Genomic DNA, 20,570 nt, shown 5'->3' with positions numbered 1-20,570 from the left:
GAATTTTTCAGTTTCTTTGTTGACCGAAGAGCACCCAGTAAGAATTTGGCAAACTGTTTGCTTTGACAACATTTTATTAAGTTTAGTATCTTAACAACCAAACCATAATTCCGTTTAGTCCAATGAAAAAGTTTTTTTCACTTTTCGTAGCTTTATTTGTGTTCGTCGCAGTTGGCTACGCCCAGAAGGGGGTCATGAAGTTTGCCAAAGAAACCCATGATTTTGGTAAGATTGAGCAGGGTAAGCCAGTAACCCACGTGTTCGAATTTAAGAATACTGGTACTGATCCTGTCATCATCAACGACGCAACAGCCTCTTGCGGCTGTACCAAGCCAAGTTTCTCGCGTGAACCTGTCATGCCGGGCAAAACGGGAACGATTTCGGCTACATTTAACGCTGCTGCTGCTGGCCAGTTTACCAAGACGGTAACTGTAACCAGCAATGCCGAAGCAGGTCAGGCGGTTCTGTATCTGAAAGGCGAAGTAGTTGCTCAGAAAGAAGCTGAAACCGCAGCGGCACCTGCTGGCGCTCCTGCTGCTAAAGACAAGAAGAAAGCGACAAAGACTTCACGCTAACACACTGAAGGGTTAATAGTGTGGTTAAGAAAGGCATCTGGTGGTTTACCGGATGCCTTTTTTTTGCATCATCCACTCCTGTAACCGGCTGGCACTCTGCGTATCCGCTCTTCAAACTGTTCTCGTTTTACGTCTTATTACTACCTACATTTACACTGTTTTCCTGACGAAGTAACGTTCATGACTCCACCTCAGTGTTAATGCACCGCTCTTGATGAGTGCAACTTACTACTCCCCCTGATTTTCATGGAAGGCTTTAGCCAGCAGGCAAGACGTAGCCGATTCGCCCATTACGATATTATGTCGTACGTAATACCAATCACATTGATTTCAGAGTGATTGCCCACACATTGTAACTTATAAAATCACTTATGTTTTTTCTTATCCTTGGCATTTTCGCGCTTATCGTTGGATTTGCCGTCAATACGCCCGCGCTTACTTTTTCGCGCTTTTCCCGACCCCTTAAAGTGGTTGGTGCTATTTTTATCGTACTTGGCTTACTCACTTCCAGCGTCCGGCAAATCGATGCGGGGCAGGTTGGCGTCATTTCGCTGTTTGGTAATGTTAGTGATCGTTTTCTGAGCTCTGGACTGAGTTTTGTCAACCCGCTGGCTAACGTGGCGGAGTTTGACATTAAAACGCAGAACTACACTATGTCGGCGACTCATGACGAAGGCGACCGGCAAGGTGACGATGCCATTCGCGTCTTAACGGCCGATGGTCTGGAAGTTGTTATTGACTTAACCGTGCTATATCGAGTTGTGGCTGCCGATGCCCCGAAAATATACCGTGAGATCGGTCCAGATTATACTGATAAAATTGTTCGGCCAATCACCCGAACCCGCATTCGTGACAACGCGGTTTATTATGATGCGGTAGCTCTGTATTCAACAAGACGCGACGAATTTCAGTCTCGAATCTACAAGACCATTGAAGTTGACTTCCGGAAGCGCGGTCTCAGGCTGGAACAGCTGTTGATACGTAACATTGACTTACCGGCATCCGTTAAAAAGACCATTGAGTCGAAAATTAATGCCGAACAAGATGCTCAGAAAATGCAGTTTGTGCTCCAGAAAGAGCGGCAGGAAGCCGAGCGCAAGCGAGTAGAAGCACAGGGTATCGCTGATTATCAGAAAATCCTGTCGACTGGTTTGTCGGACCGGCAGCTCCAGTACGAACAGATTAAAGCGCAACGCGAGTTAGCCGCTTCGCCTAACGCTAAAATTGTGATTATGGGCAGTCGAGGTAACGTTCCGCTGATTCTCAACGATAACTAGGCAGATTCAACAGGCAGCTCTATTTGTCAATGAACTGACGTAACACCCGAGTATGTTACGTTCGGCTTGCCGATAAATGACAAACGCCCCCATTATTCCTTGTGGCTAATGGGGGCGTTTTTTTGTATCATTGCTTCATTCTCAACCGAATTCGTTCATGCAAAGCGTTACTGCTTCCTCTACAGAACCTGCCCTAGCGCAACCAGCTCCTGTTCGACGGCTGCTCTCACTCGACGCACTGCGTGGCTTCGACATGTTTTGGATCATGGGCGGAGAAGAAATTTTTCATGTCCTGGCTAAAACAACGGGCTGGACTTGGGCCGCTGTGCTGGCAGACCAGTTTACCCATGCGTCCTGGAACGGCTTTCGCGCTTACGACTGCATTTTCCCACTGTTTTTGTTTTTGGCGGGCGTCTCAACGCCATTCTCGCTGGGCAGCCGCTTGGCCAAAGGCGACGACCGATCATTGCTAGCCCGTAAAGTTGTTACCCGTGGGCTGGTCCTTGTCTTGCTCGGCATCGTTTACAACAATGGTTTATTCGAGCGATCATTTGCCGATATGCGTTACGGGAGTGTACTCGGACGGATTGGTTTAGCGGGTATGTTTGCTCAGTTAATCTATCTATACGTTCGCAATGAGCGGGCCCGTTACGCCATTTTTGCGGCTATACTCTTAAGTTATTGGGCAGCCATGACACTTATACCAGTACCGGGTTTCGGAGCAGGTAACCTAACTATGGAAGGTAACTTAGCCGGTTATATAGATCGGTTACTGATGCCCGGACGGTTACACCGGGTGATCCACGATCCGGAAGGACTATTTTCTACCCTACCAGCTATTGGCACTGGATTACTGGGCATTTTTGCGGGTTCTTTACTACGTCGACACAACATCAGCGATGGTAGAAAGCTACAGTGGCTTATGATAACGGGCATTGCTTGCCTTTCTGTAGGCTGGGTGTGGAATCTGGTGTTTCCTGTCAACAAAAATCTTTGGACGAGCTCGTTTGTCCTGGTAGCCGGTGGCTGGAGTTTATTGATTTTGAGTTTGTTTTACTGGATTATTGACCTGAAGAATTGGCGCCAATGGGCATTTTTCTTCGTTGTCATTGGCATGAATTCTATCTTGATTTATCTGGCCGGGGAGGTCATTGACTTTGAACACGCAGCCCATTATCTTTTCAGTGGTTTTCTGAGTTTTTTTAGTGAGCCCGTTCGTGCTCTGGGCGCCGTTATCGGTTTTCTGGCAGTGAAATGGCTGTTCCTTTATTTCTTGTACAAGAAAAAAGTGTTTTTGCGAGTATGAGTTGGCAAATTGCGGGAACGATTGGCTTACGCGTATTAAACGAAGCCTTACTTCGTTCGCCCTGGTTTTAAGGTATCGGCAATCTCAGACTTCCTGTTTCGCTGCTTTAGTTGATAGCAAACGCTGGATTACCCCATACGTTACCCTTAGCCGAGACTTCGGCCAAAGCTATGTAACTAATATTTTTATATAAAGACGTATATTGCGGAACGTTAAACCGATTTGCGCTACTAATGCCTTGTGCTACGCTTCGTCATAACGGTAAACTAGCTATGTTGCCCTCAACGCATGACTAACTTTGATGTTGATTTAACCAACTGTGATCGGGAGCCGATTCACATTCTTGGCCACATTCAGTCGCACGGTTATTTAATAGCCATTCTGCCGGACACCTACACCATTGTCCATGCCAGTGCCAATTTGCCTGAACTGATCGGTCGGCCAGTTAGCGAAGTGCTCGGTCAATCGCTTGAAATACTGCTCGCCCAAACAAGCCTGCCAGCCACTACGGTTGTTGAACTGCTAAATGTAGGACGGCGGACTGGTTCGTGGGATAATATCAATCCGCATCGGCTTCAAATAAGCGATCAGGTTTGGAACCTGATTATTCATGAACACGATGGCCTTTTGGTGCTGGAGTGGGAGCCTACTGATCAGAACCTAAGATTATCGCTCAACCAGCGTTTAATCTCCGAAGCGCTAACCGAAGTTCAATCCAGTCGTCAGCTTAATGATCTCCTACAAAACACCGCCCGGCGGGTTAAAGCAATCATTGGGTTCGACCGGGTTATGGTGTATCGTTTCGGATCGGACTGGCACGGTCAGGTTGTAGCGGAGGAAAAAGAAGATTATTTGGAGCCGTTCTTAGGTCTGCACTATCCAGCATCCGATATTCCGCGTCAGGCGCGTGAGCTTTACAAAATCAATCTGGTAAGGCTTATCGCCGATGCAGACAGTACGCCCGCGCCAATCTTATCCGAGTCAACTTGGCCTGATAACCACCCGTTAGATTTAACCCATTCAACGTTACGAGCGGTATCGCCGGTACATATTGAATACTTGAAAAACATGGGTGTGCACGCATCCATGAGTATTTCGCTGCTCTACCGGGGAGAGCTCTGGGGGCTCATGTCATGTCACCATTATTCGCCCCGTTTTGTAGATTACTCGTCGCGGCAGGCGGCTAAGTTCGTTAGCCAGCTTCTATCGGCGGCTCTGGAGTTTCGCAAAGACGAAGAAAATCAAACCCTTCTTCGGCAAAGCCGCCAGAACGGTCAGTACCTACATGATCAACTGGTTAGCGATGAGGACGTAGTTCGAGCACTAACTCGTCATTCCATAACCGCTTTAGATCTGACGTCGGCAAGCGGAGCCGTGTTGTTGTTTAACAATCAGCAGCATCGATTGGGCAACACGCCTAATGAAGCAGAAGTGTCAGAACTGGCCAACTGGCTAAAGAATACAACTACCGAAACGTTTCTCGAAACGCACCAATTACCCAGCTTGTACCCTCTGGCCGAGGGCTTCAAAGACAAAGCGGCAGGTATGCTGGCCATCGTGTTGTCGAGGGAGCTGAACGAATATTTGCTTTGGTTTAAACCCGAACGGGTTCAGCAAGTAACTTGGGCCGGTAATCCGCAGAAGGCCGTAACGGTGAGCAACGAAGGGCAGGTTCGATTGAGCCCACGCAAAAGTTTCGACGCCTGGACCGAGCTTGTTCATAACATGTCGGACGCCTGGAGCGAGGTGGAAGTGTCGGCGGCCGTGAAGCTGCGTGAAGACATTTTGCAGGTAGTTACGCGTCAGGCGAACGAAATCCGGTTGTTAAATCAGCGGCTTCAGGTAGCCTACGAAGAATTAGACGCGTTTAGCTACACCGTCTCGCACGACCTACGCACTCCGCTGTCTTCTATTCGGTGCTATTCTGAAATCTTGCTGGAAGAATACGGCCAGGATTTCAATCCAGATGCTCGGGCGCTGTTTCAGAAGATCATGGACTCGACAGATCGGATGCGTTCCTTGATTCGGCACATTCTCTATTACTCGCGGATGGGACGTACCGAGATCAATGCGCAGTCTATTGATATGAAGCAACTCCTCCAGACTATCAAGGAAGAGGTTTTGATTGCAGAAAAGGATCGCTCACTAACGATTGACATCAAAGGTACTCCTCCGTTTAGCGCCGACCCGACCATGGTTACGCAACTGTTCACAAACTTATTAACCAACGCAGCCAAGTATACTCGCTCGAAGGAGGAAGGACACATTCAGGTAAAAGGACAGCAAACAGACCAGGAGGTTATTTATTCGGTAACCGACAATGGTATTGGGTTCGATATGAAAGAGGCCGGTAAAATGTTTGACCTCTTCAAGCGACTCGAAAACGCCCGGTCATTCAAGGGCTCAGGCGTTGGACTGGCTATTGTAAAGCGTATTGTCAGTCGGCATCAGGGTAAAATTTGGTATCATAGTGAGCCGAATCGGGGCGCTACATTCTTTGTTTCGTTCCCGGTAGTGGCGGTTGATTGAACATGTTAGATATTCTATACGTAGAGGATAATGAAGATGATGCCGACATCTTCAGCCGCTTGATACGTAAGCTGAACCAACCTGTTACATATACTATATTGCCCAGCGGCTCAGAAGCAATTGAGTATTTAACCAGGCAAGGTCGCTACAGTGATGAAGCAGCACCACTCCCCAAGTTAGTGCTCCTCGATCTGAATTTGGTTGGCTTAAGTGGTTTCGACGTGATAGAGCGCGTCCGCTCTACTGATCGTGCGCGCGGATTGCCAATTGTGGCGTTTAGTACGTCTGATAACCCCAGCGACATCCAGAATGCTTATGAGGTAGGCATTAATGCCTACCTGGTAAAACCGGGTAATTATCAGCAAACAGGCGCTTTACTGGAACGGCTCTGCCAGTTCTGGCTAAACGACAACATCCGGATAGACTCTAAATGAACACAATAGCAGAACGCCTTCGGGAGGAAACGCGCCCTATTCACGAGCAAACGGAGCACTTGCTGTATGCCGATGCATTGCGTACAGGAACGCTGTCAGCGGACCAGTACCGTCATCTGCTCCTTACTCATTTCGGGTACCATCGGTCCTTAGAGAGCGCAATTGACCAGCATCCGGATTTTTTTGCAGACTACGAGCCGGATACTCGTCGCAAGACACCCTGGTTGGCGGCCGACCTGGCCCAACTTCACTTGTCACAGCCTTTCACTGACGATGTATTTACGGCATGGAGCCCGACTGAGCTACTTGGCGCAGCCTACGTTGGAGAAGGATCTATGCTGGGTGGTAAAACAGTATGGCATTATTTGCAACAGTGCTCAGCAGTAGTGCCACTACTCAAAAACGCCCGTTTTTATCAGGGTTACGGTAGCGAAACGGGGCAACGGTGGCGGGCGTTTGGGGCGTTTTTAACTCAGAAAGCCGCTGGCCGGCCTGACGTTGTAGTAGATGCTGCCCAACGCGCTTTTCTGATCTACCATAAACTTTTTAAGGCAGTTCAACTCATTCTAACTGAAACGAACCCGGTTTAAGTACGTAGTCATGAGCCGTGAGCTTCTTGTCAAAACTTGACTATACCTGACAATACTCGACTCTGAATGACCGTCTACCCGGCGTAAACGGGGAGAAAAACTTTGAACGTCGAGCCGACCCCGAGTTCACTGGTGACGTCGATGGCTCCTCCGTGGTTCTCAGCTACCCGCTGACATATAGCCAGCCCAATGCCGGTACCGCTATAATCGGCTGGATCGTGTAATCGCTGAAACGGGTGAAAAATACGATCCTTGTACTTTTCATCGAAACCAAGTCCGTTGTCGGCTACGGTAATCATCCAGAATGACGTGGGTTGGCTTTGTAGATCGGTAGGTAGCTCTTCGGTTGAGACCAGTTGGGCCGCAATTATGATTATCGATAAGCGATCAGCTTTTTGAAACTTCAGTGCATTGGCAATTAGATTTTGGAAGAGCTGATGCAATCGTGACGCACTACCCAGAATAATCGGGAGCTTCTTAACGTCAATTGTTGCGTTTTTCTCCGCTATGGCCATTTCCAGATCGCTAAGCACGTCTTCCAATACGTTGGATAAAGCAACCGGTTTGAGGGGCTCTCGTTGGGTGGCTAGTTGTGAATACATCAGCAAATCTTTAATCAGCATCTGCATTCGTTTGGCCGACTTCTGGATTCGCCGGGTCATATCTCGCTCGCCATCAGACAAATTATCTTCGAACTGACTTTGCAGGATGTCGCTGAAGGACTGAATTCTGCGCAGTGGCTCCTGTAGGTCATGGCTAGCCACCTGAGCGAATTGCCGGAGGTTTTCATTACTCTGCCGAAGCTCGTTTACCATCCGCTCCTGATGAGAAGATTGCTGCAGCATTCGCAGTTCGCTTCGCTTATGCTCAGTTATGTTTAATCCCGCCACAATACAACCGTCGCCTAGCTTAGTAATTGAGGTATCGTACCATAACTGACTTTCGGGATAATAAAGCTCCAACCGAATAGGCTCACCCGTTTCGATGACTCGGATGCAATGTTCAAATTGTCCTGAATGCCGCGAGTTAGGGTATATTGTCAATACAGTATTACCGACCGTCTCCTTGCCGAAGTTACTCATGACCTCCCGCTGAGCATTCTTATTGGCATATTTTATCAGGAAATCCCGAATACGTCCGTCAGCATCGCGCATGGCTTCATACAGAAATGTATTGCTCAACGAGGCATTCAGCAAATCAGTGAATTCCTGGTTTTGGGCCGCTATCTGTTCGTATTGTGCTGTGACATCATGAGCTGTTACAATTACCCCATTACCTAACGAACTGACTCGCAAGTTGACCGTCGATGACTGGTCCGGGTCAGCAACTAAGTAATCTACAGCTTGGCCAGATTCAATCACCGTAGTATAATGAGCAATGATTGGTTGCCAGATGTCTTCTTGCTCAATATGGCCATCAATCATTTGGTCGCCCAACATCAACTGATAATGTTCCGGAACAAGCTCTTTGAAAAGATGATTGTAATACGTTAAGCGGAAATCTATAATGGTACCAGAGCTGTCGGCAATAGCTTCATAACAAGCTACTCCGTCAGGAAGCTTATCAAGTATAGAAGTAGCCGCTACGGGTAATGACGAACTAGGCAATAACGTAGGCATTGTGGAAGAAACAACCAGTAAAATAAGCCATACAACTCAAAATCGAGAAATAAGTAGACTTGGTTTCGCACGCGTACAAGTAGTTGGCTTGGCTACACTAATCAAACAAGATAAGATGCACGTTAAGTAGCATTAAGAGACTGCAAAGAACAATCCGTAGGTGTTTATACGAAGTAATTCAAGTCCCTAAATACCTGTTTCTTCTACTTATTAGAACGTTGCCCAAAGACAAGTGTTTTACAAAGTTATAATTTTGGTGAGTATCACTCATAAAACCGAATCATATCAACAAGCATGTAATCTACCCTAAAGACGGAGATTTCAGCCTTAGGTCATTAACACAAGCTCGGTTACCAGTAATTTCTCAATAATCAGACTGTATCGGCTCATTACGCGGCCAGAAGCCAGGTTAGGCTTTTTTGAGAGATGACTTTCTAACGACCAGGCCAGAATGCAGAACAATACGGTTGGTTACCTCAATGTTCATTGATCCATTGAGATGATTAATCAGGCTTTGAGCAGCTATTTCACCCATCTTCTCGCCAGGATAGTTGATGGTCGTTAAGTTTGGTTCAACTACCTGAGAAACGGGATCATTGTTAAAACCTACAACTGCGATGTCAGTTGGAACCACCAACCCTGCCTGCTTTAAAACTTGCATACAGCTGACTGCGCAAAAATCATTTGTTACAAACAGCCCATCCGGCCGTTCTGGCATGGCCTGAATACGTCTGGCAGCATCCTGCCCCGCTTCCTGACTTAGATCAGTCACCATAACAAGAGCCTCTTTATAGGATAACCCGTGCTCCATAAGCGCTAAACGGTAGCCTTTTAACCGATCAGCGTACACGTTTCTCTGCAAACTCCCGGTTACGTGCACAATCCGCTCACACCCTTGCTCAATCAGGTGTGCTGTGGCGTCGTACCCCGCTTTTGTGTTATCAATCACGATGCTGGTGCATTGGTCATGATCAATCACCCTATCAAAAAATAACAGCGGAATTCCCTTATTGATAAAGGTTTCGAAGTGATCGATTTTTTCGGTATCGTAGGCTACCGAAACCAATAAACCATCTACACGGCTATTGAACATAGTTCGAGCGCTGGCTACTTCCTTCTTCACCGATTCCAGTGACTGGCTGATGATTAAATTATAGGAGGCCTCGTTAGCTACTTTTTCCATGCCAGCCAGTACTGTCGACATGAAGTTGCTGTTTAGTCTAGGCACTATAACGCCGATGGTATTAGTTCGCTGGCGTCTTAAATTGCTGGCAAACATGTTGGAGCGGTATCCCATTTGCCGGGCCGTTTCGGTAATCAGGTCTTTCGTATCGATCCGAATGGCAGGATGGTCATTCAAGGCACGACTAACCGTTGCGGGCGAGTAATTCAGTCGCTTTGCTATATCGTAGATTGTTATTTCTTTCTCCATGAGGTGTGTACAGCGGCTAATATAAACAACTCAGTAAGGTACATGCTTATTTCATTCTTTTATGCAACTGATTGCATTAAAACTAGCGCGTTTACATTATTCTTTGATCTGTAGCTCATTAAAAGATTTTATTTTATAGAATGTAGGGTTTATTAAAGACTGTAATCTGATCTAAATTAGATTTTACCCTGAGCAAAAGAAAAAATAAAGCGCTTAAAAGCAATTTCAGCTCACTGAACGCCTACCGCCAATTTTCATGCGGATAGCATTGCTGGGGTCTCTTTTACGTATAAATCTCTGCAACACAAGTGTTATTATACTTTCTGTCGCTTAATAAAAAGCCTTTTCTGGCAAAAAATACCAACAAATAGATACGAGCTAATAAATTTCAATCGGTTGCATTAGGTAGAAGTTGGGTATGTTCTTCCTTCTGTACACTATACTCCGAACCCTTAAACCTTCCTACATTTTCATGAAGCTGACATTCTTTTCAGCCGCTATGCTCTGTCTGCTTAGTCAGGCAACAGCATCGTTCGGGCAACAGATATCCAAAGAGGAACTGATCTTTCTAACCCCTGAATGGAAAGGCGAACGATTTCCCGACGGCCGGCCAAAAGTGCCCGATGCCATTCTTAAACGCATGAGACTGGTAACCCAGGAAGAAGCCTGGGCAGTTCTTCGCAACGAAAATTACAAATACCAGTATGCCGATGGCTGGCAGGTCATTAATCCCGACAGTGTGCTGGTAGGCCGGGCCGTTACGGCCACGTTTATGCCCGGGCGGCCAGATGTGCAGCGGATAACGGATAAAAAGGGTCTGGAGAAAACAGGTAAGGTAAAGCCGCAGAACACCTGGCCTATTGAGTTACTCACCAAAGGAGATGTGTATGTAGTAGACCAGTTCGGTATGCACGAAGACGGCCCCACCATTGGCGACAACCTGGGGAATGACATTTACACCAGAACCGGTAACGGGATTGTGTACGAAGGTGCCATCCGGGACATAAACGGCCTGAAAGAATTAGGCGGCTTTACATCGTTTTTTCGCTCGTATCACCCTTCACACCACCTGAACGATCCGAACGGAGCGCTAAACACGACACTGGTAGGCATGAATCGCCCAACCCGCATTGGCCGTGTAATGGTTATGCCCGGCGATGTCGTGCTGGGTCGCGATGGCGGGGTTATTTTCATTCCGCCCCACCTGGCCGAGAAGGTGGTTAAAACCTCGGAGATTGTTCGGCTTCGGGACATGTTCAGCCACGAGCGGCTGCGTGAGCAAAAATACACCTCGGGTCAGATTGACACGCGCTGGTCGGCCGAAATTGAGAAAGATTTTTCGCAGTGGCTCAACGCCCACATCAACGAACTGCCTGTCCCAAAGGAGCAGATACAGGAACTATTGAAAACCCGTACCTGGTAAATCGAACGCTAAAATTCTATACTACCATGAGCTTTACATCTTCCCGGCGTTCATTCTTAACCAAAAGCGCCATAGCAAGTGCCTTTGCGGCAACCTCAATCTCTACGTTCGGCGAAGGGCTCGAAACCGCCGTTCATCGCGCTCCGCAGTCGTCGGCCCCGTCGGATCTGAAAATTACAGATATCAAATGCGGCTATACCCGCAACGGACACAGCCTGTTCGTGAAAGTACACACCAACCAGGGAATCTGGGGTTGTGGCGAAGCCGTCGATGCGTCCGTTGGTACGTATCATCTGGTGAAAATGATGGGCGAGCGCATCAAAGGCAAAAGTCCCCTTAATGTTAACCGCCTATTTGAAGACGTCCGCAAATCAGGTTTCTTTGAAGGTGCCCAGGCCGGTATTTACATTTCTGTGCTATCGGCCATTGAGACCGCCTTATGGGATTTGGTCGGGAAAGCCTTAGGCATGCCAGTGTATCAGCTGTTGGGTGGCAAGTTCCGCGATCGTGTACGGGTATATTGCGACACGGGAGCCTACCGGGAGAAAGACACTAGCCCTGAATCCTTTGGCAAAAGCGCGAAACGGGCGGTCGATATGGGTTTTACGGCGGTCAAATATGACATCGATGAACGCAACGACCCTAACAAATTCGATGCTTACAACTGGACCGCCAGCCAGGGTGAACTCGAGCGAATGTATAACCAGATTGCCAGCGTTCGGAAAGCGGTTGGCCCCAAAGTCGACATCTGCGTGGATATGCACGGGCGCTACGACGTAACAACGGGTCGGCGTGTAGCTAAGATGATGGAACCTCTGAATCTGCTGTTTTTAGAAGAACCCATCCCCGCCGAAAACCCGGAAGCATACAAGCAAATTCGTGAGGCCTCGAACACACCAATCTGCGCGGGAGAAAACCACTACATGGCACATGGCTTCCGGAAACTGCTTGAGATTGGAGCGGTTGACATTATCATGCCGGATCTACAGAAAGCCGGTGGATTAGGTGAAGGTCAACGAATCGCCAATCTGTCGAACCTCTATTATGTCCCTTTCGCTCCGCACATGGTAGCGTCGTATCTGGGGGCTATGGCCTCAAGCCATGTCTGCGCGTCGGTGCCCAACTTCCTCATTCTGGAGTGGCAGATTTACTTCCACGAGGAGCCCATGTTCAAAGAGATTGTCACCTTCGACGGACCGATGGTCAAAGACGGCTTCATTCCGCTATCCGAAAAACCCGGTATCGGCGTAGACATAAATGAAGAAGGCATGCGTAAGTACGCTCCTAAAGACGTGCCATTTTTCGTATAAAACTGCTTCTCTATTGGAGACAGTAACCAAACAGATTTCGGGAGGCCGGGCAGCTACCTGCAAACTGCCCAATAACCTTAACAAGCATGTGTAAAACTGGAATCTTGTATAGTTTGCTGATGGCTGCACCAATCGTCGGTCTGGCTCAGTTCGGCCCACGCACGCCTGAACAGGACAGCCTAATTGCCCGGCAGCAGCGCAAAAGCCAGGCCGACCACCGCGCTATGATGGCCACGCTGAACATTAAAGAGCTTCGGCCAGGTCCGTCGGGAAATCCCCAGGCTCCTAATGCGGCCAACGCAGACGAGAGCAAAGCCACGACATATACTTCACTACCTGATCCGCTGACGCTGAAAAACGGCAAGAAAATCACAACGGCCAACGAGTGGTGGCAGAAACGACGTCCCGAAATTGTCGAAGACTTCGACCGTGAAATATACGGGCGCATGCCAGCCAACACACCCAAAGTGACCTGGGAGGTGGTTAGTACAAAAGATACCGTTGATGGCAGTTACCCTGTTATGCTAAAGCAATTACTGGGCCGTGTGGACAATTCAGCCTATCCGGCGATTAAGGTGAACATTGAACTCACTTTAGCAACACCCGCCAATGCTTCTGGTCCGGTACCCGTGATGATGAGCTACGGCTTCCGCTTTCCGGCCGGACCGCGCTCGGCAGGTTTACGCCCTCCACAACCACCGACGTCTACCACAGCTCCGGCAGCTTCTAGCTGGCAGCAGCAATTACTAGCTAAGGGCTGGGGATACGCCATTATCTATCCTACCAGCTATCAGGCTGACAACGGGGCGGGGCTTACAGAGGGTATCATTGGCTTGGTCAACAAAGGGCAGCCGCGCAAGCCCGACGATTGGGGGGCGCTACGTGCCTGGGCATGGGGCGCCAGCCGTGCTTTAGATTATTTTGAGACAGACAAAGCCGTTGATGCCAAACAGGTCGGCATCGAGGGTTTATCGCGCTACGGTAAAGCTGCCGTTGTCACCATGGCTTATGAACCGCGGTTTGCCATTGGTTTCATCGGCTCATCGGGCGAAGGTGGCGTAAAAATCCATCGGCGTACGTTTGGCGAACAGGTTGAGAACGTAGCGTCTTCGGCCGAATACCACTGGATGGCGGGTAATTTCATTAAATATGCCGGGCCGTTAACGCCTAATGACCTCCCTGTCGACGCTCATGAATTGGTCGCACTTTGCGCACCACGTCCGGTCTTTATTAGCTCAGGATCGCCTACGGTTGAAGGGCAGTGGGTTGACGCGAAAGGAATGTTTTTGGGTGGCGCTCACGCCGGACCGGTTTATGAACTGCTCGGCAAAAAAGGACTCGGCACGACCGAATTCCCATCCATCGAAACGGCGCTTGTTAAGGGCGATATTGCCTTTCGCCAGCACAGTGGCGGTCACACTACCGGTCCCAACTGGCCTACGTTTCTTGAGTATGCCGACCGGTATATTAAAGCGCCGAAATCCAGGTAAAGAGAAGCAGCTAAGTAAAAGCTATCCTAATTAGTGGAAAGCCAGGTTATTCATCTTACATCACTAGCCTTCACTAAAAATTATATAGGCAGATGCATTGATTCTTGAGTAGACTAGAAACTTTATTAAAGACATAAACGAATAAAATGGGAATGCTACAAACCATGCGCTGGTTCGGGCCGAACGACCCAGTTTCATTGATGGATATTCGGCAAGCGGGTTGCGCAGGTGTCGTGACGGCGTTACACCAAATTCCGGTGGGCGAAGTGTGGTCTGTCGGAGAGATTGAAGAACGTAAGCGTATTATACAGGCCGATAATGGCCAATACTCCCCCCTGCACTGGGCCGTAGTCGAAAGCCTGCCGGTTCACGAAGACATCAAAAAAGGTCGGCCGGGCCGCGCGACCTATATCGAAAATTATAAACAGTCAATTCGTAACCTGGCGGCTTGTGGCATTCAAACGGTCTGCTATAATTTCATGCCCGTACTCGACTGGTCGCGTACGAACCTTAACTACGAGATGCCCGATGGCTCTCGGGCACTAAAGTTCGTGTGGGCAGACTTTGCCGTATTTGATCTGTGCATTTTGAAACGACCAGGCGCCGAAGCCGACTACGAGGCAGAAATTGTGGCATCTGCCTACGAGAAGTTTACCCAGATGAGTCCGGCCCGGATCGAAGAACTGTCTGCCATTGTCTTGTTAGGCTTACCCGGTTCAGAAGAACGCTTTACACTCGAAACGTTTCAGGGTTTGCTGGATGAATACGCGCCTATCGGTGATGCTGAGCTTCGCAAAAATCTGTACTATTTCATTCAGCAAGTGGCTCCCGTTGCGCAGGAGGTAGGTGTTAATCTATGTATCCACCCCGACGATCCGCCATTTCCCTTATTGGGCTTGCCTCGTGTTGTCAGCACCGAAGATGACCTGGCTCAGCTGATGGCCGCTTGTGACGTAACCGCCAACGGCATCACGTTCTGTACAGGTTCGCTCGGTGTACGCGCCGACAACGACTTGCCGGGCATGATCCAACGCTTCGGCGAGCGTATTCACTTCATTCATCTACGCACAACCAAGCGGGAAGAAGGCGGAACAGTCGCCCGTCCCCATAATTTTTACGAAGCCGATCATTTAGCAGGTGATGTGGATATGTATGCTGTGATCAAGGCAATTGTCTTAGAACAGCAACGACGGACCCAATCAGGTGTTGGGGTCACTTCCATACCGATGCGCCCCGACCACGGCCACCAGATGCTCGACGATCTGCATAAAAAAACCTATCCCGGCTACTCAGCCATTGGTCGCCTGCGCGGCTTAGCGGAGCTTCGGGGGTTAGAGTTTGGTATTGAGCGGTCCTTGGCTGAGAAAGAAGTGTTTGAATTAGCGGAAGAACGTAAATGAATTACAAACAAGCCAGTTTCTGGATCATTACCCTGCTTTGTATCGCAACCAGTAGCCAGGCCGACGATGGCTATCGGCTATGGCTAAAGTATGATTTGATAAAAGACGCTGCCAAACGGGATAGCTACGCACGTTCAGCGCAGTTTATCGCGGTTAGTAGTAACGGTCCAATTCTAAAGTCAGCCGCTGAGGAGCTGCAAACCGGCTTACAAGGCTTATTGGGTAAGTCGGTTCCTGTTATTACAAACTCTAATGGGAAAACCGGAGGAATAACCTTATCGGTCACGGATGCTCCAACCGCAGATGGTCAATCGTTAAACAACGAAGGATATCAGATCGCTAAACGGCAAAACACTATTGTTATCACAAGTAAATCGGATGCAGGAGCGTTGTACGGAGCTTTCGCCTTCTTACGTCATCTGCAAACGCTACAGTCGATTGATGCTATTTCGGTAACTAGTAGCCCTAAGGTCAAGTACCGGATGCTGAATCATTGGGACAATGTGAACGGAACCATTGAGCGGGGCTATGCCGGAGGGTCGCTCTGGAAATGGTATGAACTGCCCGAAACGATTGATCCCCGCTACAAAGATTACGCCCGCGCCAACGCATCGTTAGGCATTAACGGAACGGTGGTCAACAACGTCAACGCCAGTGCCCGCTTCATGACGAACGAATACCTGCAAAAGGTAGCCGCCCTAGCTAAGGTATTCCGTCCTTACGGTATTCGGGTGTATTTATCCGTTTACTGGGCAGCCCCTAAAACGGTTGGAGGCCTTAAAACGGCTGATCCGCTTGACCCGGAGGTACGCAAGTGGTGGACCGATAAAGTCAAAGAGATTTATCAGGCGATTCCTGATTTTGGAGGGCTGCTGGTCAAAGCCAACTCGGAAGGTGAACCGGGGCCACAGGACTACAACCGCACCCACGCCGACGGTGCTAATATGCTGGCGGAGGCCATGAAGCCCTACGATGGCGTCGTAATCTGGCGAGCGTTCGTCTACAAAGCGGACCCTAAAGCCGATCGGTTCAAAGCGGCCTACGAAGAGTTTACCCCACTGGACGGCCAGTTCAACAAGAAAGTCATTGTGCAGGTAAAGAATGGTCCGATTGACTTTCAGCCGCGCGAGCCTTTCTCTCCGCTGTTCGGCAACATGCTGCAAACGCCGTTGGGTATGGAGTTTCAGATTACGCAGGAGTACCTCGGCTTTGCTACCCACTGGGTTTATGAAGCTCCTCTTTTCAAAGAGTGCCTGGATTCTGACACCTACGTAAAAGGCAAAGGGTCACCATCCGGTGCGGCAACGGTAGCCAAGGTAGTCGACGGTAGTCTGCATGGCTATCCGATAACGGCCATGGCTGGAGTAGCCAACACCGGTTCTGACCGTAACTGGACGGGGCATCCCATGGCGCAGGCGAATTGGTACGCATTCGGACGATTAGCCTGGGATCATACCTTGTCGGCTGAAGCCATTGCCAACGAGTGGGTAAACATGACGCTTACCCATGAGCCGCAAGCCGTGAAACGCATTACGGATCTAATGCTTAGATCTCGCGATATTTATGTCGACTACAACACGCCATTAGGGCTTTCGCGGCCGTGGGCGGGCGTCCACTTTGCTCCGGAGCCGTGGCAAAGCAAAAGCCCCCGCCCCGACTGGACAGCCGTCTATTACCACCGAGCCGATTCGGCAGGTGTAGGTTTCGACCGAACGGCAACCGGTAGCAATGCCCTGGCCCAGTATAGGCCTGAAGTGCAGCGGCAATGGAGTAACGCAGAAACCTGTCCCCTGCCCTATCTGCTCTGGTTCCATCATGTTCCCTGGACCAAGAAGGTAAGTACAGGCCGTACGCTCTGGGATGAGCTTTGCACACGCTTCTACACCGGAGCCGATTCGGTAACCTGGATGCAGCAGCAGTGGGCACAAGTGAAGCCAGTGGTTGACCCGGAGATTCATGCTGACGTAACGGGTCGGTTAGCAAATCAGCATAAGGAAGCGCTTTGGTGGCGTGATGCCTGGGTGTTGTACTTGCAGGAATACGCGAAACAACCGATACCCGCTCCGTTCAAAAAACCGGAACGTACGCTGGACGACGTCAAAAAGCTTGTTGAGATTTATCAAATGCGATAACCATCAAAAACAACGGGAGCGTGGGTAAGTAATGTAGGTCGAAAACCTTTATAGATCGAATAAACCTAAACCCTAAGGCCATGGATAAAGTAGATGCAACTGGGTTGTCCAGAAGGGATTTCCTAAAGACAACAGCGCAAGGCGCTTTGACTACTGCTGTCATTAGCGGCTTTCCAATGATTGTACCGGCGTCGGTATTTGGTAAGAATGCGCCAAGTAACCGGATTAACATTGGGGCTATTGGTACGGGACGTATTTCTCGTGGCCACGATATGCCAGGTGTCTGGCAGTACGACAACGCCTTGATTATGGCCGTTTGCGACCTCGACAGCAAGCGGGCCGAAGATGCTAAGACACTGGTTAACGGCTATTATTCGAAGAAAACCGGCAAAGATTACGACGGCGTACGTGTTTATACCGATTATCGCGAACTGCTGAACAATAAAGATATTGACGCTGTATTGGTCAGTACTCCCGACCACTGGCACGCACCTATTGTCATTGACGCCGTTCGGGCGAAGAAAGACGTGTACATGCAGAAGCCCGCTTCATTGACAATCTCAGAAGGTCGCATGATGGCTGATGCTGTTAAGCAATCTGGTCAGATTGTACAGGTCGGTAGCCAACAGCGGTCGTCGGAGCAGTTCCGATACGCGGCTGAATTAGTACGTAACGGGCGCATTGGCCAGCTGAAAACGGTGTACGTTGGCTTACCTGGCGATCCGGCGGGTGATGAAGAACCCGAAATGCCTGTCCCGAAAAACCTAAATTACGATATGTGGCTGGGTACTACGCCGGAGGTATATTACACCGAAAAGCGGGTACATCCGCAGGTTGGCTATGACCGGCCCGGCTGGTTACGTTGCGAACAGTTTGGTGCCGGTATGATAACCGGCTGGGGCTCGCACCATATCGACTGCGCACACTGGGCCATGAACACGGAACATACAGGTCCCGTTGAAATTTGGGGCAAAGCCGATTTCCCGAAAAGTGGACTGTGGAATGTGCACGGCATTTTCCGGACCGAAGCCATGTACGAGAATGGCGTACACATGATTGTCAGCAACGAGATTCCGAACGGCATTAAGTTTGAAGGAACAGACGGCTGGATTTTTGTATCGCGCGGTGATGCCTCCGTTACAGCCAGCGACCCGGTGGCGAAACAGAACGCGGCTAAAAAACTAGATGCCAGCGACCCCAAACTACTTACGTCGGTGATTGGCCCGAACGAAACGCACCTGACGGTCAGCAAAGAACATCACGGCAACTGGTTAGAAAGCATCGTAAGCCGAAAAGAACCGATTGCACCAACGGAGATAGGACACCGTTCCTGCACAGCTTGCCTACTCCACCAAGTAGCCATGAAGCTACCTCGAAAACTGTACTGGGACCCAAAGAAAGAACAGTTCAAAAACGACCCGGAAGCCAACAAGTTTCTGTCTCGGCCACAACGCAAAGAATACGCTATCAAGATGCTGGCTAGCAATAAAACACGTTGATTTGGTATTGTTCGACGCCGTTTTAAGGCCGTAGGCTCGGCCTGTCATTAGCTTAGGCGTACGATTCTTTTATTTGTGGCGCTGTTAGTAGGCTATGGTTGTCCTATTAGGCTTCAAAGCTCGAAGATCAATTAAACACACATGAAACTGTTTGCTGCTATTAACCGTCACGTTCTGATCATGCTCGTTAGCGCGGCTACCTCTGCTTTCGCTCAGAAGGAAGCTACTCCCTTTCAACTGGTTACGTTAGACCCTGGCCACTTCCACGCGGCTCTGGTGCAGAAAAGTATGTACCCCGAGGTCAGCCCAGTTGTGCACGTGTATGCTCCGGCGGGCCCCGACCTGAAATTGCACCTGGACCGAATTCAGGGCTACAACAAACGCACCGAAAACCCGACGCGCTGGGACGAGAAAGTATATACGGGTAACGATTACTTTGAGAAAATGCTGAGTGAGAAAGCAGGTAATGTGGTCGTGATTGCCGGTAATAATCAGAAGAAAACGGAATACATCAAGAAAGCCGTCGATGCGGGTTTCAACGTGCTGGCCGACAAACCCATGGTGATCGACGCTCGTAACTTCGATCAGTTAAAGGATGCGTTCACATCGGCGGCTAAAAAGAACGTGTTGCTGTACGACATCATGACCGAGCGGTTTGAAATCACAACAATGCTACAACGCGAATTCTCGATGCAGCCAACTGTCTTCGGTACGCTTGAGAAAGGCACGCCCGAGAATCCGGCGGTAACCAAAGAAAGCGTACACCACTTCTATAAATACGTGTCGGGCAGTGTCCTTCAGCGCCCGGGCTGGTTTATGGACGTAGCACAACAGGGCGAAGGTATTGTCGACGTAACGACGCACCTGGTTGACCTGTTGCAGTGGGAATGCTTCCCGAATCAGGTGATTGACTACAAGAAAGATATTCGTCTTGGCACTGCTCGTCGGTGGACAACGGACATGACGCGCAGCCAGTTTCAGACGATCACGAATCAACCAAATTTTCCGGATTATCTGAAGAAAGACGTCGTAAACGATACCCTGTTGAAAGTGTACAGCAACGGAGAGATCAACTACCAGCTTCGGGGAGTACACGCTAAGGTGTCCGTAACCTGGGCCTTCAAAGCCCCCGAAGGTGCGGGTGATACGCACTACTCGACCATGCGCGGAACTAAAGCGAATTTGGTGATCCGGCAGGGTGCTGAACAGCAATACAAGCCCACGCTCTACATCGAACCCATCGCCGAAAGTTCGGCTTATGCATCCAGCCTGACAACCACTGTAAAAACGCTTCAGCAGAAATATCCCGGCATCGAGCTAAAAAAGTTGAAAACCGGCTGGGAGATCATCATTCCAGAGAAGTATAAAGAAGGGCACGAAGCACACTTCGGTCGGGTTACCGAAAATTACCTGAAGTATCTGAAAGCCGGTAAGCTGCCCGAATGGGAAGTCCCCAACATGATCGCTAAGTACTATACCACGACCCAGGCGCTTGAAATGGCGAAGGCCACTACGGTCGAGAGCGCGAAAAAGTGAACGAGTTGTAGCCTGGAC

At 49.4% G+C, this 20,570-nt stretch carries 15 protein-coding genes; 13 read left to right on the top strand and 2 right to left on the bottom strand.

The features are described from left to right. Window positions 1-122 precede the first annotated feature (122 nt). The 6 genes from ACFSUS_RS11815 (at window position 123) to ACFSUS_RS11790 (ending at window position 6,711) form a co-directional block, all read left to right on the top strand. Complete coding sequence (locus ACFSUS_RS11815; RefSeq protein WP_381522744.1) at window positions 123-575, top strand: DUF1573 domain-containing protein; 453 nt, start codon at window positions 123-125, stop codon at window positions 573-575. A 371-nt stretch (window positions 576-946) separates the two neighbouring features. Next, the gene (locus tag ACFSUS_RS11810) at window positions 947-1,852 is read left to right on the top strand and encodes a prohibitin family protein (RefSeq protein ID WP_381522742.1); all 906 of its coding nucleotides are present in this window, start codon (window positions 947-949) and stop codon (window positions 1,850-1,852) included. 157 nt (window positions 1,853-2,009) lie between these two features. Beyond that, window positions 2,010-3,158 carry an acyltransferase family protein gene (locus ACFSUS_RS11805; protein ID WP_381522740.1) on the top strand — a complete coding sequence of 383 codons (1,149 nt, stop codon included), beginning with the start codon at window positions 2,010-2,012 and terminating at the stop codon, window positions 3,156-3,158. A gap of 288 nt (window positions 3,159-3,446) precedes the next feature. Further along, window positions 3,447-5,687, top strand: a complete 2,241-nt coding sequence (locus tag ACFSUS_RS11800; RefSeq protein ID WP_381522738.1) for an ATP-binding protein — start codon at window positions 3,447-3,449, stop codon at window positions 5,685-5,687. Window positions 5,688-5,689: 2 nt separating this feature from the next. After that, the gene (locus ACFSUS_RS11795) at window positions 5,690-6,121 is read left to right on the top strand and encodes a response regulator (protein WP_381522736.1); all 432 of its coding nucleotides are present in this window, start codon (window positions 5,690-5,692) and stop codon (window positions 6,119-6,121) included. Then, window positions 6,118-6,711 (top strand): biliverdin-producing heme oxygenase, encoded by a 594-nt coding sequence (locus ACFSUS_RS11790; protein ID WP_381522734.1) that lies wholly within the window; start codon window positions 6,118-6,120, stop codon window positions 6,709-6,711. Before ACFSUS_RS11795 ends, ACFSUS_RS11790 begins: the two co-directional genes overlap by 4 nt. 74 nt (window positions 6,712-6,785) lie before the next feature. On the opposite strand, the gene ACFSUS_RS11785 is transcribed toward ACFSUS_RS11790, so the two are convergent. Both ACFSUS_RS11785 and ACFSUS_RS11780 read right to left on the bottom strand, forming a co-directional pair. Beyond that, window positions 6,786-8,330, bottom strand: a complete 1,545-nt coding sequence (locus tag ACFSUS_RS11785) for a sensor histidine kinase (RefSeq protein WP_381522732.1) — start codon at window positions 8,328-8,330, stop codon at window positions 6,786-6,788. Window positions 8,331-8,739: 409 nt separating this feature from the next. Further along, complete coding sequence (locus tag ACFSUS_RS11780; RefSeq protein WP_381522730.1) at window positions 8,740-9,762, bottom strand: LacI family DNA-binding transcriptional regulator; 1,023 nt, start codon at window positions 9,760-9,762, stop codon at window positions 8,740-8,742. Window positions 9,763-10,234: 472 nt separating this feature from the next. Between ACFSUS_RS11780 and ACFSUS_RS11775 the strand changes: the two genes are divergently transcribed. The 7 genes from ACFSUS_RS11775 (at window position 10,235) to ACFSUS_RS11745 (ending at window position 20,552) form a co-directional block, all read left to right on the top strand. Continuing rightward, on the top strand, window positions 10,235-11,185 hold the full coding sequence (locus ACFSUS_RS11775; RefSeq protein ID WP_381522728.1) for an RraA family protein: 951 nt from the start codon (window positions 10,235-10,237) through the stop codon (window positions 11,183-11,185). Window positions 11,186-11,211: 26 nt separating this feature from the next. Continuing rightward, the gene (locus ACFSUS_RS11770; protein ID WP_381522726.1) at window positions 11,212-12,495 is read left to right on the top strand and encodes a mandelate racemase/muconate lactonizing enzyme family protein; all 1,284 of its coding nucleotides are present in this window, start codon (window positions 11,212-11,214) and stop codon (window positions 12,493-12,495) included. A gap of 119 nt (window positions 12,496-12,614) precedes the next feature. Next, window positions 12,615-13,985, top strand: a complete 1,371-nt coding sequence (locus tag ACFSUS_RS11765) for a glucuronyl esterase domain-containing protein (RefSeq protein ID WP_381522724.1) — start codon at window positions 12,615-12,617, stop codon at window positions 13,983-13,985. A gap of 146 nt (window positions 13,986-14,131) precedes the next feature. Continuing rightward, complete coding sequence (gene uxuA, locus ACFSUS_RS11760) at window positions 14,132-15,385, top strand: mannonate dehydratase (RefSeq protein ID WP_381522722.1); 1,254 nt, start codon at window positions 14,132-14,134, stop codon at window positions 15,383-15,385. After that, entirely contained in the window at window positions 15,382-17,517 is a 2,136-nt protein-coding gene (locus ACFSUS_RS11755; RefSeq protein WP_381522720.1) for an alpha-glucuronidase family glycosyl hydrolase, read from the top strand. The genes uxuA and ACFSUS_RS11755 overlap by 4 nt, the downstream gene beginning before the upstream one ends. Window positions 17,518-17,597: 80 nt before the next feature. After that, entirely contained in the window at window positions 17,598-19,016 is a 1,419-nt protein-coding gene (locus tag ACFSUS_RS11750; RefSeq protein ID WP_381522718.1) for a Gfo/Idh/MocA family oxidoreductase, read from the top strand. A 141-nt stretch (window positions 19,017-19,157) separates the two neighbouring features. Beyond that, the gene (locus ACFSUS_RS11745) at window positions 19,158-20,552 is read left to right on the top strand and encodes a putative oxidoreductase C-terminal domain-containing protein (RefSeq protein WP_381522716.1); all 1,395 of its coding nucleotides are present in this window, start codon (window positions 19,158-19,160) and stop codon (window positions 20,550-20,552) included. The last annotated feature ends 18 nt before the right edge of the window (window positions 20,553-20,570 follow it).

The organism is Spirosoma soli (assembly GCF_042684525.1).
Classification (GTDB): domain Bacteria; phylum Bacteroidota; class Bacteroidia; order Cytophagales; family Spirosomataceae; genus Spirosoma; species Spirosoma soli.
Note: the sequence above shows the minus strand (reverse complement) of the source record. Positions and strands in the feature narration are given on the sequence as shown.